The sequence below is a fragment of the Metabacillus sp. 22489 genome, assembly GCF_052044855.1.
GTDB lineage: Bacteria > Bacillota > Bacilli > Bacillales > Bacillaceae > Metabacillus > Metabacillus niabensis.
On sequence record NZ_JBQENT010000056.1, the window covers coordinates 1 to 16,249 of the forward strand.

Below are 16,249 nucleotides of genomic sequence, written 5' to 3' on the forward strand. Positions count from 1 at the left end.
GTAAAGAAAAAGAAAAGAAAGTAAGTAAGTTGAAGGCCTTTTAGGTCTGGCCAGTAGAAGTAGTACACGTGGGGAACCGTTCAGAAGCCCTTTAGGGTTTGGTCAGTAACAAAGGCTTTTAGCCGCAGAGCAAACCACCAGTTCTCACTGGTGGTTTTGATTGTTTACGGTCTTTTAAGCTTTGTTTTTGATTTCCGTGAACAGACCGAGAGTCTCCTTTAGCAATTGGTGCCTGCTTTTAGGGCTTCCATTGACACGCATCTCTGAGTAGGAGTCTCATATATCGTTCCAATAAACAAATTGCATAAAAATCAACAACAACCTTGAACAATAGCTTTATATTATAAATACTATAACCATTTAATTGTTAGCTCATCACCAGGTGCAATTGGGTCTTGAAAGTTTGTCTCCTGACCATTTTTTTGCAAAATAAATTGGCTAGTTCCTGACGAAGGTAACTCGATATTTACTACTGTAAAGACATCTTGAAAAATAAACGGTTGCACACTTTTTTTCTTAGAAATTAATTTGTCACCGTTATGTATAATTGCATCGTCTTCAAGCTTTTCACCATTGCGGTAAAATTCAGTAATCGATTTTTCGATTGTCACTTGCTCACCATTAAATATAATGGGGATTGATTGGGAAAGGGTAAAGCTTGTTTCTTTCATTAATTCCTTAAGTGTCGGCTCAATTGTTTCGTTTATAAAAACAATATCACCATTTTCAAGCTTTGCATCCTTTAATGTCGCAAGACCGTTTTTATATAGCTTTGCAGAAAATGATTCGATCGTGACAATTTTTTCATCGATTTCAATAGAAAAAGGCTTCATTTTTGCAACGAAATGTCCCATGTTTATACATTGTAAAAATTCCTCAATTGTTTCAGGGATTTCACATGTAACTCGATCTCTGTCGACTAATCTTGTTTCTAGATTCGTCTGAACTTCTCCATTTATTTTATATATAGGATTTACGGTGTGGGTGATCCCATTTATTGTAACCGTTTTTGCTTGAATATGATCAAAAAGAGAACCTAACGTCACAAAAGGTGTTTTTCCATTTTCACCCTTCTCAATATGTATCATGTCTCCATGTTTAATTTCATCGTCAAGAGAGGTTATTTCATTATTTTTCTTAATAACTGGTGGTGAACCATGCTCTCCTGGAATCGTGATTGATTTTCCATTTGCTTCAATGAAAATGGCCATTCCTGGCTTACCAAATAATTTATTGAGCTGTAGCCCAGAGGCTAGTATGCTGTCACCAACTGTTAATGTTTTCATATGAAAGAGTCTAACAGATCTTTCGTTTACTTTTACGCTAATATATTGGATTGGATTTTGTTTTGAAGCAACTGCAATTCCGATTGGTGTCACCAATTCAGGTCCTTTTTGAACATGATCGGCCAATTTTAGATGGGAAATTGCATCTATTCCTCTAATAGCAACACGATTTTCTGGTAATTCTAACTTTGTAGCTAACCGCTTTGGAAGCTCAGGAGTAAGGCTTCCACCTCCAACTAACATGACTGCCTTAGGCGAAGCTCCGTTGTTTAACTGTAATATTTCATCCTTGATTGAACTTGTTAGTTTATCAATGGCCGGAGAAATTTTTTTAATAACTTCCTCACTTGAGACGTCAGTTTCAAATCCTAAAATATCAGTAATCGTAATGGAACTATTAGTAGTTAATTTCCTTTTTGCTTCCTCTGCCTTAGGGAAATCAAGAAGGAATTCATCAGATATTGCTTCTGTAATTTCATCCCCAGCAATTGGAACCATCCCATACGAAATGATTGTTCCTAAATCAGTAATCGCAATATCCGAAGTTCCTGCACCAATATCAACTAGAGCAACATTTAATCTTCTCATAGAAGGGGGAATTAAAACATTTATCGCTGCAATTGGCTCTAATGTTAGAGCCTCCATTTCTAAATCTGCCCGGTTTAAGGCAGCTAATAATGATTCTACGACAACTTTCGGGAGAAACGTTGCGATTATTTCGACAGCTACTTCGTCACCCTGTTGATCGATTAAACTACCGATTTCTTCGCCATCCAATTTGTATTGAAGTACAGAATAGCCAACACAATCATAATGATGTGCTCGTTCATTTTCAAATTTTTCAGCGATTTGCTTTTGAGCAGCTTGTACAGCCATTAATTCAAGCTGCAGCACATCCTCCTTTTGAAACATCGGCTTACCTGAAATTTCAAAAGCGGATGATGCTCGTATCGTTTTCAAGGCACGACCTGCAGCAGCGACACAAACTTTGTGGAGTGGGCCATGTACGCTTTCCAATTCATCCTTAATTGAAGAGATAACATTCGCAACAGATAACACATCATGTATTTGACCATCTAGCATGGAGCGTTTATCATGTTCTTTAATAACCGTATCAACAATATGATAGAATCCATTTTCGACTTTCAAAATGAGTCCTACTACGGAACGAGTTCCAATATCAAGTGCAAATGTTAAATCTGAATTTTCCATGATGGTACACCTTCTTTAATCAATTATCGTTTCAATTTATTAACAATTAGATCTATGTAGATTATTTAGTTATTTTTGTCGTGATTTTCGCCTGTAAATGATTCTAGACAAAGTGTATTCGCTTAATAGTGAGTAATAAAATAGAGCTAGAAATCCATTTGGTCATGCTTAAATTTTACTTTATCGCTTAAAAGCGTTTAAATGTTAAAGTTTTTGGTGACAATCACTATTTTATCGTTTATAATTACTACTAATTATAGAAAATGTACCACACTTTCTGTGATTGATAAAGAATATTAGACGTTACGTTACTTATTTGTTGGCTATGTTAAAGCTTATGTAGATTTTTTAGCACTATATTTTTATGAATGAATGTGAGAGACTTCTGCTTAGAGATGTGTGCTAAAGAGAGAACCCACAGGCGAACGCCGCAAGAGGAAATATATATCCAATAATAACAGCGTCTATTTGTTAATTATCTTCATTGATCGTGTGTTATTGTTTCGACTATATTTTTAATCAGAAAGGATGAGCGAGATGAGTAATGCAGAATTAGAAGCATTAAGAGAAAGAGCAGATGAGATTAATCTACAAATATTAAAGCTAATTAACGAGCGAGGAAGAGTTGTTCAAGAGATTGGAAAAGCTAAAGTAGCACAAGGCGTTAATCGCTATGACCCTGTTCGTGAGCGTAAAATGTTAAATAGCATTAAAGAATTTAATGATGGTCCATTCGAGGATTCAACATTACAACATATTTTTAAAGAAATCTTCAAAGCAGGTTTAGAGCTACAAGAAGACGATCATAGTAAAGCTTTATTAGTTTCCCGAAAGAAAAAACCTGAAGATACAATTGTTGAAGTTAACGGTGTAAGAATCGGTGATGGAAGCCAATCATTTATTATTGGTCCGTGTGCTGTTGAAAGCTATGAGCAAACTGCAGCAGTTGCTGAGCAAGCTGTTAAGCAGGGCATTAAGATTTTACGTGGGGGTGCGTTCAAGCCACGTACAAGTCCATATGATTTCCAAGGTCTTGGTCTTGAAGGACTTAAGATTTTAAGAAAAGTTGGAGACGAATATGGCTTAGCTATTATTAGTGAGATTGTGAATCCGGCTGATATTGAAGTAGCGCTTGACTATGTTGATATCATTCAAATCGGTGCACGTAATATGCAAAACTTTGAATTATTAAAAGCGGCAGGTGCTGTTCGCAAACCGGTATTATTAAAGCGTGGATTAGCAGCTACAATTGATGAATTTGTCAATGCAGCTGAATACATTATTTCTCAAGGAAATGACCAAATTATTCTTTGTGAACGTGGAATTCGTACGTATGAACGTGCAACAAGAAATACTTTAGATATTTCTGCAGTTCCAATTTTAAAACAAGAAACACACTTACCTGTATTTGTAGATGTTACACATTCAACAGGTAGAAGAGATTTATTAGTTCCTACAGCTAAAGCAGCTTTAGCTATTGGTGCTGATGGTGTAATGGCTGAGGTCCATCCTGACCCTGCAGTGGCATTGTCTGATTCTGCTCAACAAATGGATTTTGATCAATTTGATAAATTTATTTCTGAATTAAAACCTTTAGTAAAAGTTAACGCTTAATAAATGAAGAAATAGAGGTTAATTATTCTTAGCAGTCAGGACTTTGTTGACTGATAGAATAGTTAGCCTCTTTTTTATGTTTATAAATAATGTTAAAAAAGAATCAATTTTCCAAATTAGAAGAATACTGCAAGTAACGATATATTTTTTTATACATTTTTATTAATAATTATGATCATTTAAGGTAAAAATGGTAATATAGTATTACGTTTCTTATTAGCAGGGAAAATGAATAATATGTGAAAATAAGAAAAAATCTTTGAAATCCATTGCAGACGTTTTCAGAGTATCGTATGATTAATTTACATAAAACGTGTCTATATAAGGCGATTTGACAGTTGATAACAAAATTCTACATACATATGTCTTATTGTAGAAATGTTAATTAATGTTTTTAGGAATTTGAAGGAGTGTTCAAAAAATGACAAGTGTAACAATATATGACGTTGCTCGTGAGGCAAATGTGTCTATGGCAACAGTTTCACGTGTAGTAAATGGTAACCCAAATGTAAAACCAACGACTAGAAAAAAGGTACAAGAAGCTATTGAAAGATTAGGTTACCGTCCAAATGCAGTAGCAAGGGGACTTGCTAGTAAAAAGACAACAACGGTTGGGGTTATCATTCCAGATATCTCTAGTATTTTTTACTCTGAGCTTGCTAGAGGTATTGAAGATATAGCGACGATGTATAAATATAATATTATTTTAAGTAACTCTGATCAAAATCATGATAAAGAGCTACATCTATTGAATACAATGCTAGGAAAGCAGGTAGATGGTATTGTATTCATGAGCGGAAATGTAACAGAAGAGTTGGTAGAACAATTCAAACGTTCTCCTGTACCTATTGTATTAGCGGCTTCAGTGGATATGTCTGAGTCCACACCTTCTGTTAATATTAACTATGAACAAGCGGCATATGATGTTGTTTCAATGCTAATTGAAAAGGGCCATAAGCGAATTGCCTATGTTGAAGGACCAGAAGAAGAACCGGTAAACCGCGTAAAGAAAACAGTTGGTTATAAGCGTGCATTAGAGGAAGCAGGCATCGCTTTTGATGAATCTCTCGTTATCGAAGGTGATTATACGTATGATTCAGGAATTGAAGCATTTGAAAAAATTGATGAGTTATCAGAAAAGCCTACAGCTATTTTCGTTGCTACTGATGAAATGGCTTTAGGAGTTATCCACGGTGCACAGGACAGAAATTACTCAATTCCAAATGATTTTGAAATTGTTGGATTTGATAATACTCGTTTAGCTACAATGGTACGTCCACAGCTTACGACTGTTGTTCAACCAACGTATGACATCGGTGCGGTTGCAATGCGTTTATTAACGAAATATATGAATAAGGAAGAAGTCGAAGAGCATAATGTCGAGCTTCCACATCGCATTGAAATTCGCCAATCAACTAAGTAAAAACAAGAGCGAGCTAACATGAGTTAGCTCGTTTTTTTCTTGCAATTGGGGTCAGTCCCCAATACGAAAACGGCAAAATTGGTTAGTTCGTATCATTTGGTCTAATTGGGTATAATGCCTTTGAAACAGTGATGGCGTTTTTTTCTTCAATTTCTAACTTTCTAGGGATTGGTTCATAAAGATCTTTAGCGTCGTACCAGCTTGTCGGAAGCGGAACAGGGGATTTTTGCTGCCACTTATTTAGCCAAGCTAATGGCAAACTTTCCGGTATAGGTATGTTATTCATTTCTAACCATACTAAGCCCCATGCTCTTGGTACAACACGCCAAATATCGTATCCTCCTCCACCAACAGCGATCCATCTACCATCACAATATGTATGAGCAATTTCATGGGCTAATTTAGGAATTTCGTGATAAATGGCCATCGATGCAGATAGATGTGTAAGTGGGTCATAATAATGAGCATCAGTTCCATTCTGGGTGATAATAACATCAGGCTTAAAATAATTTGCTACTTCTGTAATGGATTGTCTATATGCATTAAGCCATGATTCATCTTCTGTAAACGCATCTAATGGGATATTAAAAGAAAATCCATAACCTTTCCCAGAGCCCCGTTCTGTAACATTGCCTGTTCCAGGAAACAAGTATCTGCCGGTTTCATGGATTGAGAGTGTACAAACGGTAGGGTCATCATAAAAAGCCCATTGAACACCATCACCATGGTGAGCATCTGTATCGATATATAATACCTTTGCATCGTATTTTTTCTGAATATATTTTATCGCGACAGAGCTATCATTATATATACAAAAACCAGAGGCTTTGCCACGAAACCCATGATGAAGTCCTCCTCCGAAATTTGCTGCGTGGTTTGCTTTTCCCTCCATAACATAGTCAACAGCAGTTAATGTTCCACCTACAAGAAGAGAGCTCGCCTCATGCATGTTTGGGAAGATCGGTGTGTCTTCAGTTCCAATTCCAAAATTAAGCGCCTTTTCGTTATCAAGTTGACCATTTCCTGCTAATTCTACAGCTTCTATATATTTTTTATCATGGATTAAGGATAATTCCTCTTTTGTTGCTGCTCTAGGACTGACGACATCTGATGGTTTAATCGCTTTCATTTCAGTTAATAAGTCATAGGTTAGTTTCACTCTTAGTTGATTAAAGGGATGTGCTTGGTGAAATTTATACTGCTGAAATTGAGGTGAGTATATAAATACGGTATCTCTTTCCTTCATATGTCATTCCCCATTACGTTAGGAAATAAAACATGATACCCCTCATTCATTAATTCCTTTAAAATGACATTTACATTGATCGTTTGAATCCGAAAGACGAGAATTTTATATTGATCATCGATATCTGGATAAACGAGGACACTTGATATATTTATACTATGATTTTGAAAAATAGAAGATACTTTCGCAAGTTGTCCTGCTCTATTTGGTACTCTAACCTCTATATGTGATGCTGGTTGGTCGGCACCAGTTAATTTAACAAATGTATGAAGTAAATCTGATTTTGTAATGATGCCTACTAGTTTTTTATTTTGTAGGATAGGTAGACAACCAATTTTATGTTCAATTAAGATGGCTGCAATTTCTTCAACAAAGTCTAGTGGGTGACCTGTAATTAAATTTGTCGACATAATGGTATCTATCGATTTATTCAAAAAATCTTCCTTTAGTTCTAATTGAAAGATGGAAGGACTTGCATCTTTTACATCACGTTCAGTTATAATGCCGATTAAAATATCCTCTTCCTTTACAATTGGAATATGCCGAATTGAGTTTTGCTTCATCGTTATTAATGCATCTCTAATTGAATGTTTCGAGCTTAACGTAATGATGTCTTTTTTCATGATTTGTTTTACAAGCATCTTGTTGCCTCCTAACTTTAGAGTACACAAAGTTTTGCAATTTGCTTAATACATAAATCGATTTTTAAAACGAAGACGGTCAAATTTTTCAATTGATTCAGGTTTTACACGCTTTCCGATTCGTGCCATAAGACAATTAGCTGGGTGTGAGCTTATTTCTGGGTCGTCAGTAGCGTACCATTGCAAGCCACCAGCATTCATCATTTTTTCCATTACTTTACGGTATTCCCACACATTTAGCCCAGAGCCTTTTAAATCCCAATGCCAATAGTATTCAGTCGTGATAATGATATAATCTTCCATAAAGTCATCCATCATAGAAATCTTTAGTAGATTTTTTCCAATAGAATAACCACGATATTCTGGGGCTACTTCAATTGCTCCTAATTCTATTAAATCCTCCATATTTCCTTCAGACCATCTTTCTAATGGATCCGGATAAAGGTATGTAACATAACCAATGACTGTTTCATTTATTCGAGCAATAATGATCCTGCCCTCTGGTAAATCAGCAATTTCAACTAAAGCTTGTTGCTGTTGTTTTGGTTGTCTAAATGCAACTAGACCTTCATGAAAGTGATAGCCCGCTAAAGTTTGTGCTGAAATAGGTCCCTCAATTAAGATTGTTGACTTCGGTGTTTTTAATTCTTTTGCATTGTATGTTTTAATATGGTGCAAGTTGCTCACCGCCTTTTTCTGCGAATAATAGGTTCATAGATTTGCATTTTTAATGCCGTTTAAATGTTACATCCATTATACAGGAATACTCACTAAATAAAGCGATTACATCACAATTAACTTCAAATATTTTTTAAAAAATTGTGAAAAATGAAATATTGTACTATAATTATAGTGTAAATTCTTACATAAGGGGGAGTTTTATATGAAATTGGAAGCGTTGCCATCAACAAAGGGGAATCATAATTTAACAAACTATGACGAGGTATACGCATCGTTTAATTGGGAGATAGCTGAAAAGAATTTTACATGGTATGAAACTGGTAAACTAAACGCAGCTTACGAAGCGATTGATAAACATACTGAAACATTCCGAAAAAATAAAATTGCCCTTTATTACCGTGATCCGAATCGCAATGAGAAATATACGTTTAGAGAAATGAAAGATCTCTCCAACAAAGCAGCAAATGTATTAAAAACTACAGCGGACGTTCAAAAAGGTGATCGCCTTTTTGTCTTTATGCCTAGAACACCTGAATTATATTTTGTTGTACTAGGAGCTATAAAGCTAGGTGCAATAGTTGGACCATTATTTGAGGCATTTATGGAAGGTGCTGTCAAAGATCGATTAGAAGATAGTGAAGCGAAAGTGATTGTTACTACTCCAGAATTATTAAACAGAATTCCGGTAAATGAACTTCCTGCATTACAGCATGTTGTTGTTGTTGGAAGTGATGTTGATACGACAAAACATATTGATTTCTTAACGGAAATGGAAAAAGCAAGTAAAACGCTTGATATTGTTTGGGTTGAAAAAACAGATGGTCTTCTTTTACATTACACATCAGGTTCAACTGGTAAACCAAAAGGAGTACTTCATGTTCATCAAGCCATTGTACAACACTATCAAACTGCACAATGGGTTCTAGATATAAAAGAAGATGATGTCTATTGGTGTACAGCTGATCCAGGCTGGGTTACCGGAACAGTTTACGGTATTTTTGGCCCATGGTTATCTGGTGCCTCAAATGTTATTGTTGGTGGACGGTTTAGTCCCGAAACCTGGTATCAAACGATAGAAGATTTCGGTGTTACGGTGTGGTATAGTGCACCTACTGCATTTCGAATGTTAATGGGTGCAGGTGATGAGCTTGTAAAGCAATTTGATTTAAGCTCACTTAGACATATCTTAAGTGTTGGAGAACCGTTAAACCCTGAGGTGGTAAGATGGGGAGTAAAAGTATTTGATAAACGAATTCATGATACATGGTGGATGACAGAAACTGGTGCACAGTTGATTTGTAACTATCCTTGTATGGAGATAAAGCCAGGTTCAATGGGAAAACCCATTCCAGGAGTTGAAGCAGCAATTGTTGATGATCAAGGAAATATTTTGCCACCATATCGTATGGGGAATTTAGCCATAAAAAAAGGCTGGCCATCAATGATGTACACAATCTGGAATAACAAAGAAAAATATGAATCATATTTTATGCCAGGTGAATGGTACGTATCAGGAGACTCCGCATATATGGATGAAGATGGTTATTTTTGGTTCCAAGGAAGAATTGATGATGTGATTATGACATCAGGTGAACGAGTTGGTCCGTTTGAGGTCGAAAGTAAACTAATCGAACATCCAGCAATTGCAGAGGCAGGAGTAATTGGTAAACCAGATCCTGTTCGAGGAGAAATTATTAAAGCATTTGTTGCCCTTCGCGAAGGTTATGAAGCAACTGATGAATTGAAAGAGGAAATACGGACCTTTGTAAAAAAAGGTTTAGCCGCTCATGCTGCACCTCGTGAAATTGAATTTCGTGATAAGCTACCGAAGACACGAAGTGGAAAAATTATGCGGCGTGTACTTAAGGCATGGGAGCTTGATTTACCGACTGGTGATTTATCGACAATGGAAGATTAACGATATGATAAGTCCATCAAGACTATTGATGAGATTTATCATAAATAGAGAAAAAAAGATCCCTCAGAAAGGGATCTTTTTTTTATTGTACTAAAGAAACATTAGCTATTTGATTTTCTGTAGTGTTATCAGGTTTATTCTCCGGAGCCTTAGTCGGAGCGTTATTTTCTGGAACCTTAGCTGGATCGTTTTCCGGAGCTTTAGCCGGAGCGTTTTTCGAAGCCTTAGCTGGATCGTTTTCCGGAGCCTTAGCCGGATCGTTTTCCGGAGCCTTAGCCGGATCATTTTCCGGAGCCTTAGCCGGATCATTTTCCGGAGCCTTTGTAGTAGCCTTCGGAGGTTCCGTATTCACCTTAGCTTCTGAGTAATTTCCAACTTTAATAATAGTTGATGGTGAAGATTCTCGACCAGCAACATCGACTGCTACAATATAGTATGCTGCAGGCTTCGTTCCGACAGTTACCCCTAATGTATCAGATGCATGTACTCTAGCAACTTTAGTGAAATTAGTTGAATTGTTTGCAGCTGCATAGACTCTGTAGCCGATAATATCATTTTCCCCATTAGCATTCCAACTAATTCTCGAACCGTTTATGTGGACACCACTAACTGCGTTAGGATTTGCCCCATTATCTGATAATACATTATCCTCTATGATGACAAGATTACCCCAATTAACAGTGCTAGGTAATAGGTTTTTTAGTTCATTAACACTGCCTACCCCATATCTATTAAGGATATCTTTAGAAATCGTTACACCCATCTGAACAAATTCAGATGGTGCAGAGCCTGGTACTTTATATGCCTTGCCGTTCATAAAGACAAATTTATTTTGGGTAAGGCTATTATCTACTTTACTGGGTAAATACTTAGCATTAAATAAATCTGTCTTTACTAAACCAGCGTCTTTGCATAAGGATGACGGTAGATCACCTGTAAGTGAACAGTAAGAACGAGAAACAATTCCATCAGGCATTTGGAAACGTTCTTTTGATGCAACAAGCTCTGGCTCCACCTCATGAGCTACATTCATGAGCTTAGCCCACAAAAGAATGTTCCTATTACTGTACGACATGCCCTTATATGATTTCTCTAAAGGTTTCGGTGTATCGTAACCAATCCACGTTCCAAACGTAACATTTGGGTTAGATGCGACAAACCAAGCATCCTTATAATCCTGTCCAGTACCTGTTTTACCTGCCCAATCTGCATTAAATGATAGATAGCCATTTAGTGAACTAGCGGTACCACTTTTAATAACATCTCGCATCATATCGATCGTTAAGTATGAAGTTTGCGGAGTAAATACATTTGTTTCAGTTTTTTCATGCTGAAAAATAATTTCTCCATTGCTATCTTCTATTTTCTCAATCATATATGCATCAATAAATTTCCCATTATTTGCAAAGGTTGTATAGGCATTAACATTTTCTTCTATAGTAACACCTGTCGTAAGGGCACCTAAGCTTAGGGAAGGTGCGCCGTAATCATTCTTATGAAGACTAGTAAATCCCATTTTTTCAAGGTATGATAATGGATTTTGGTCTATTATACTCATATAAGTTTTTACAGCAGGAATATTATAAGAATGCTTTAAGGCATTTCGAATACTTGTTAACCCATGATAACCATCACCATAGTTACCCGGTCTGTATGGTTTATTTCCTGGAATATTTACTGTATATGGTGTATCAGCAATAATTGAACCTGGCTGTATCTTACCTAATTCCATTGCAGGTGCATAGACAAGTAATGGTTTCATCGTCGAACCATTAGCACGTTTTGCCTTTGTTGCATGATTTAATGCTTCTCGGTCATAATCACGGCCACCAACAAAGCTGATGATTTTTCCGGATTTGTTTTCAATTAACATTCCACCAACCTCAACAGGCTCTTTAACAGTAATTGTTTCACCTGTATCAGGGTCCTCTTTTTCAACTGTTCGATCACTTCCATAATATTCGTAGTCGGCAACGACCTTTTGCATTTTATCATAAATGTCTTTATTTATCGTTGTATGAATTTTATATCCATTATGTCGAATATCATTGTCTGCGAGTGTTTTGTATTGGTTATAAAGCTTTTCATCCTTTTGTAAATCATCTTCTGTATAACCATCTTCCTCTGCAAGTTTGACTAAAATAATTTCCTTTGCACGATCCTCAATTTCATACGTAAGATATGGATAGGTATCAACTGGTAAAGGCTTTTTATCTGTTAAGTTAGCACGAATATCGTATTTGAGAGCTTCATTATATTCTTTCTCTGTAATAAATCCCCCTGTATACATTCGGCTTAAAACCGTTTTCATTCGGTTAATACCTGGCTCAAGATCTTCTTTTACTTTACCACCATCATTTGAAAATGGCGTATAACGAAATGGACTTTGTGGTAACCCAGCTATGAATGCGGATTGAGCAAGATTTAAATCCTTTGCATTAACACCGAAAATACCTTTGGCAGCAGCTTGAACACCTGCAATATTTCTTCCGTTTGAATTACGGCCAAAATCAGTCACGTTTAAATAAGCTTCAAGTATTTCATCTTTTTCAAAAAACTTTTCTAATCTTAATGCAAGTAATATTTCCTTTGCTTTTCGATCAAAGGATACTTCACTTGTTAAGATTTGATTTTTTATTAATTGCTGGGTTAAGGTACTACCACCTGTTTGTACTGATGCATTTGTAAATTCCTGAAATAACGCACGCATAATTGCCTTCGGAACGACCCCGTCATGCTCATAAAAGAGTTCATCTTCAGTAGCAATAACGGCATTAATTAAATGTTTAGAAATATCTTTTAGTTGTACTTCCTCACGTTCAATGTCTGAATTGAGTTTACCGAGATAAACATTGTTCGCGAAGTATACATCTGACGATTCCTCATAATTGTATATTTCATTTTTCATTACTTGATATGAACGAATTGGTTCGTCCTTAACTAATGAGGCAAAATAGCCAGCCCCTACTCCTCCAGCAAAGCATATACCAATTAGGCCAATAACGATAAATAATAAAATAAGATTACTAACAACTTGATAGACAATACCTAATCTTTTTGATATATCTTTGTTAAAAGGAGAGTAGCGCCTCAGCTTGGTTTCCTTTTTTTCCATATGCTATCCCCCCTGAATCGTTTCCTATTATACCATAGGAAATAGAAATAATTGTATGCTTTTGTTCATAACTCGCTTTTGTATTTGACATTTAATGAGCAATATGGTTAAATTTCATTTATTAAAACTACATAGGAAATTGCTAAGATTGGTTTAAGTAGTGAAGGTCTCCCTATTATAGAGAGCTGATGGTTGGTGGAAATCAGCATACAGGCTTTTCATGAATTACGTCCATGAGCTGCTTTTTTGAAAGGATTTTATCTGATTAGAAAAAGACGGGTAAACCGTTATATAACCGAGTGAGGATTTTGATAGTAAGATCCTAAGTAGGGTGGTACCGCGATTTTTCGCCCCTTCAGTAATGAAGGGGCTTTTTTGCGTTTTAGTCTATACAATTCAAAATAAAATAGCTAAAAAGGAGATAAGAACATGAGTGAACTATTAAAAGATTTACAATTTAGAGGCTTAGTAAATCAGGTTACAGATGAAGAAGGATTAACAGAGCTTTTAGAAAAAGAGAAAATTAATCTCTATGCTGGATTTGATCCGACAGCAGATAGTCTTCATATTGGTCACTTATTACCAATATTAACTCTTAAGCGGTTTCAATTAAATGGACATCATCCAATCGCGCTTGTAGGTGGAGCGACTGGTTTAATTGGTGATCCAAGTGGCAAAAAAGCTGAGCGAACATTAAATACGACTGATATCGTCCAAGATTGGTCAGATCGAATTAAAGGTCAGCTTTCAAGATTTTTGGACTTTGATGCAAAGGAAAATCCAGCGATAATTGAAAATAATTACAATTGGATAGGCAGTCTTGATGTTATTTCCTTCTTACGTGATGTTGGTAAAAACTTTGGCATTAATTATATGCTTGCTAAAGATTCAGTGAAGACACGAATTGAATCAGGTATTTCATTTACAGAATTTAGCTATATGATTTTACAATCATATGATTTCCTAAAGCTATACCAAAACAATAATTGTAAGCTGCAGATTGGTGGTAGTGATCAATGGGGGAATATAACTTCTGGTTTAGAATTAATCCGTAAAACAGAGGAAAATGCAAAAGCATTTGGTTTAACAATTCCGTTAGTTACGAAGGCAGATGGTACAAAATTCGGTAAAACTGAAGGTGGGGCAATTTGGTTAGATGCAGAAAAGACATCTCCATATGAATTTTACCAATTTTGGATTAACACTGATGATCGTGATGTCATTAAATACTTAAAGTACTTTACATTCCTATCTAAACAAGAAATTGAACAGTTGGAAGAAGAGGTTAAGCAGGCACCTGAAAAACGCTTGGCACAAAAGGCGCTTGCAGAAGAAATGACAAAGCTTGTTCATGGGGAAGATGCTTTAGAACGGGCGGTAAAAATCTCTGCTGCGCTATTTAGCGGTGATATAAAACAGTTAACAGCAGATGAAATATTAGAGGGATTCAAGGATGTACCTTCAACAAAAGTTGAAGAGGCGGAAATTGGCTTAATTGACTTGCTTATTCAAGCAAAAATTTCTCCATCAAAACGACAAGCTCGCGAGGATATTTCAAATGGCGCAATTTATATTAATGGGGAAAGAGTTCAAGATCTAGAAAAAATCATCTCAACTGAAGACAAAATTGGCGGGCAATTTACAGTTATTCGTAGAGGAAAGAAAAAATATTTTCTTATTCGCTATGTATAATGTAATAAAATAAGGTAAACACGAAAGAATATATAAAGGCCGACATTTATCGTATAGTGTATGTACGTGAATGTCGGCCTTTTTTATTTAAAGGCACATTAGGGGGAATTCTAAATTTCCATTCATGATTGATTTGACTTAGATACTAAAATGTTGACTCTATAGCTACTATAGGGTTTATATTGAATCTAGAAGAATATTTTTAACAGTATAAGGAGAATAAGGATGAAAAAGCAGAAAGTGACATTGGCTATATTATTAACAAATTTATTTATTGCATTTTTAGGTATTGGCCTTGTCATACCAGTTATGCCAACAATCATGAATGAACTAAATTTAACAGGGGCAATTGTCGGATATTTAGTTGCTGCATTTGCAATAGCCCAATTACTTATCTCACCGATAGCAGGCAGGTGGGTTGATGATTTTGGAAGAAAAAAAATGATTACACTCGGATTACTTATTTTTAGTTTATCAGAGTTTTTATTTGCTATTGGTGAATCAATCGAGATTCTTTTTATATCAAGGGTGTTAGGTGGATTTAGTGCAGCATTTATTATGCCAGCTGTTACAGCATTTATTGCAGATATTACAAATTCCGAAACTAGACCTAAAGCGCTAGGATATATGTCGGCTGCCATTTCAACTGGTTTTATTATTGGGCCAGGGATTGGAGGTTTTTTAGCAGAGCTTGGACATCGGATACCATTTTATTCTGCATCAATTTTAGCTTTATTCGCGGCGTTCTTTTCAATTTTCATGCTTCGGGAACCAGAACGAAATCATGAAGAGGATGCACAAGAGCGTATCACCGGATTTAAACGTATTTTAGAATCAAAATATATGATTGCTTTCGTAATTATATTTATTTCTGCATTTGGCTTAGCGGCATTTGAATCTTTATTTTCACTATTTGTCGATCATAAATTTAGCTTTTCTCCAAAGGATATAGCGATAATTATTACTGGAGGGGCAATTGTTGGAACGATTTCGCAAGTTTTACTTTTCGATCGTTTAACGAATTTACTTGGGGAAATACGTTTAGTACGTTATAGCCTAATTTTTTCTAGCGTATTAGTCTTCCTGATGACAGTAGTCCATTCATATTTCACGATCCTTTTTGTAACAGTTATCGTATTTGTTGGGTTTGATTTAATGAGACCAGCTATTACATCCTATTTATCAAAAATTGCTGGTAATGAGCAGGGCTTTGTTGGTGGTATGAATTCAATGTTTACAAGTATTGGAAATGTTTTGGGGCCAATAATCGGAGGGATTTTATTTGATGTTGACTTAAACTATCCGTTTTACTTTGCAACAGTCCTCTTAGCTGTCGGTGTAGGAATTTCATTTTCATGGAAAGGGCAAAAGGGAGCTGATAAGTATAAAGCACCTTCTTTCAATAATGCAAAATAAGACGA

General features: G+C 35.9%; 10 protein-coding genes and 1 other annotated feature. Of the genes, 5 read left to right on the forward strand and 5 right to left on the reverse strand.

All coding sequences use genetic code 11. The features are described 5' to 3' along the window. Positions 1-350: 350 nt before the first annotated feature. On the reverse strand, positions 351-2,498 hold the full coding sequence (gene pilM / locus ACTJJ9_RS23090) for a pilus assembly protein PilM (RefSeq protein WP_145585364.1): 2,148 nt from the start codon (positions 2,496-2,498) through the stop codon (positions 351-353). 537 nt (positions 2,499-3,035) lie between these two features. Here pilM and ACTJJ9_RS23095 point away from each other — a divergent pair. Both ACTJJ9_RS23095 and ccpA read left to right on the forward strand, forming a co-directional pair. Further along, complete coding sequence (locus ACTJJ9_RS23095) at positions 3,036-4,112, forward strand: bifunctional 3-deoxy-7-phosphoheptulonate synthase/chorismate mutase (RefSeq protein ID WP_095303551.1); 1,077 nt, start codon at positions 3,036-3,038, stop codon at positions 4,110-4,112. A gap of 421 nt (positions 4,113-4,533) precedes the next feature. Continuing rightward, positions 4,534-5,535, forward strand: coding sequence for a catabolite control protein A (gene ccpA, locus ACTJJ9_RS23100; protein WP_095303550.1), 1,002 nt, complete (start codon positions 4,534-4,536; stop codon positions 5,533-5,535). Positions 5,536-5,617: 82 nt separating this feature from the next. Here ccpA and ACTJJ9_RS23105 read toward each other — a convergent pair whose 3' ends face one another. Genes ACTJJ9_RS23105 through ACTJJ9_RS23115 form a run of 3 tightly spaced genes read right to left on the reverse strand, consistent with a single transcriptional unit; the run spans position 5,618 to position 8,100 of the window. Next, positions 5,618-6,781 carry an acetoin utilization protein AcuC gene (locus ACTJJ9_RS23105; protein WP_145585297.1) on the reverse strand — a complete coding sequence of 388 codons (1,164 nt, stop codon included), beginning with the start codon at positions 6,779-6,781 and terminating at the stop codon, positions 5,618-5,620. Next, complete coding sequence (locus ACTJJ9_RS23110; protein ID WP_095303579.1) at positions 6,778-7,422, reverse strand: acetoin utilization AcuB family protein; 645 nt, start codon at positions 7,420-7,422, stop codon at positions 6,778-6,780. Before ACTJJ9_RS23110 ends, ACTJJ9_RS23105 begins: the two co-directional genes overlap by 4 nt. A 45-nt stretch (positions 7,423-7,467) precedes the next feature. Further along, positions 7,468-8,100: a GNAT family N-acetyltransferase gene (locus tag ACTJJ9_RS23115; RefSeq protein ID WP_440768916.1), complete on the reverse strand. Its 633-nt coding sequence runs from the start codon at positions 8,098-8,100 to the stop codon at positions 7,468-7,470. A gap of 205 nt (positions 8,101-8,305) precedes the next feature. Between ACTJJ9_RS23115 and acsA the strand changes: the two genes are divergently transcribed. Beyond that, positions 8,306-10,021 carry an acetate--CoA ligase gene (gene acsA, locus ACTJJ9_RS23120; protein ID WP_145585295.1) on the forward strand — a complete coding sequence of 572 codons (1,716 nt, stop codon included), beginning with the start codon at positions 8,306-8,308 and terminating at the stop codon, positions 10,019-10,021. Positions 10,022-10,103: 82 nt separating this feature from the next. Here the strand turns inward: acsA and ACTJJ9_RS23125 are convergent, their stop codons facing one another. Next, positions 10,104-13,136, reverse strand: a complete 3,033-nt coding sequence (locus tag ACTJJ9_RS23125) for a transglycosylase domain-containing protein (protein ID WP_145584724.1) — start codon at positions 13,134-13,136, stop codon at positions 10,104-10,106. Between the two features lie 135 nt (positions 13,137-13,271). Beyond that, positions 13,272-13,494, forward strand: a binding site (T-box leader). A 71-nt stretch (positions 13,495-13,565) separates the two neighbouring features. Between ACTJJ9_RS23125 and tyrS the strand changes: the two genes are divergently transcribed. Next, positions 13,566-14,828: a tyrosine--tRNA ligase gene (tyrS, locus tag ACTJJ9_RS23130; protein ID WP_095302890.1), complete on the forward strand. Its 1,263-nt coding sequence runs from the start codon at positions 13,566-13,568 to the stop codon at positions 14,826-14,828. 225 nt (positions 14,829-15,053) lie between these two features. Then, entirely contained in the window at positions 15,054-16,244 is a 1,191-nt protein-coding gene (norA, locus tag ACTJJ9_RS23135) for a multidrug efflux MFS transporter NorA (RefSeq protein WP_145584726.1), read from the forward strand. Positions 16,245-16,249: the final 5 nt, after the last annotated feature.

Excerpts from the sequence above, each read along its gene's own strand:
- ACTJJ9_RS23125 (WP_145584724.1), bottom strand. The coding sequence starts at position 13,136 with ATGGAAAAAAAGGAAACCAAGCTGAGGCGCTACTCTCCTTTTAACAAA.
- ACTJJ9_RS23095 (WP_095303551.1), top strand. The coding sequence starts at position 3,036 with ATGAGTAATGCAGAATTAGAAGCATTAAGAGAAAGAGCAGATGAGATT.
- acsA (WP_145585295.1), top strand. The coding sequence starts at position 8,306 with ATGAAATTGGAAGCGTTGCCATCAACAAAGGGGAATCATAATTTAACA.
- tyrS (WP_095302890.1), top strand. The coding sequence starts at position 13,566 with ATGAGTGAACTATTAAAAGATTTACAATTTAGAGGCTTAGTAAATCAG.
- ACTJJ9_RS23105 (WP_145585297.1), bottom strand. The coding sequence starts at position 6,781 with ATGAAGGAAAGAGATACCGTATTTATATACTCACCTCAATTTCAGCAG.
- norA (WP_145584726.1), top strand. The coding sequence starts at position 15,054 with ATGAAAAAGCAGAAAGTGACATTGGCTATATTATTAACAAATTTATTT.
- ccpA (WP_095303550.1), top strand. The coding sequence starts at position 4,534 with ATGACAAGTGTAACAATATATGACGTTGCTCGTGAGGCAAATGTGTCT.
- ACTJJ9_RS23110 (WP_095303579.1), bottom strand. The coding sequence starts at position 7,422 with ATGCTTGTAAAACAAATCATGAAAAAAGACATCATTACGTTAAGCTCG.
- pilM (WP_145585364.1), bottom strand. The coding sequence starts at position 2,498 with ATGGAAAATTCAGATTTAACATTTGCACTTGATATTGGAACTCGTTCC.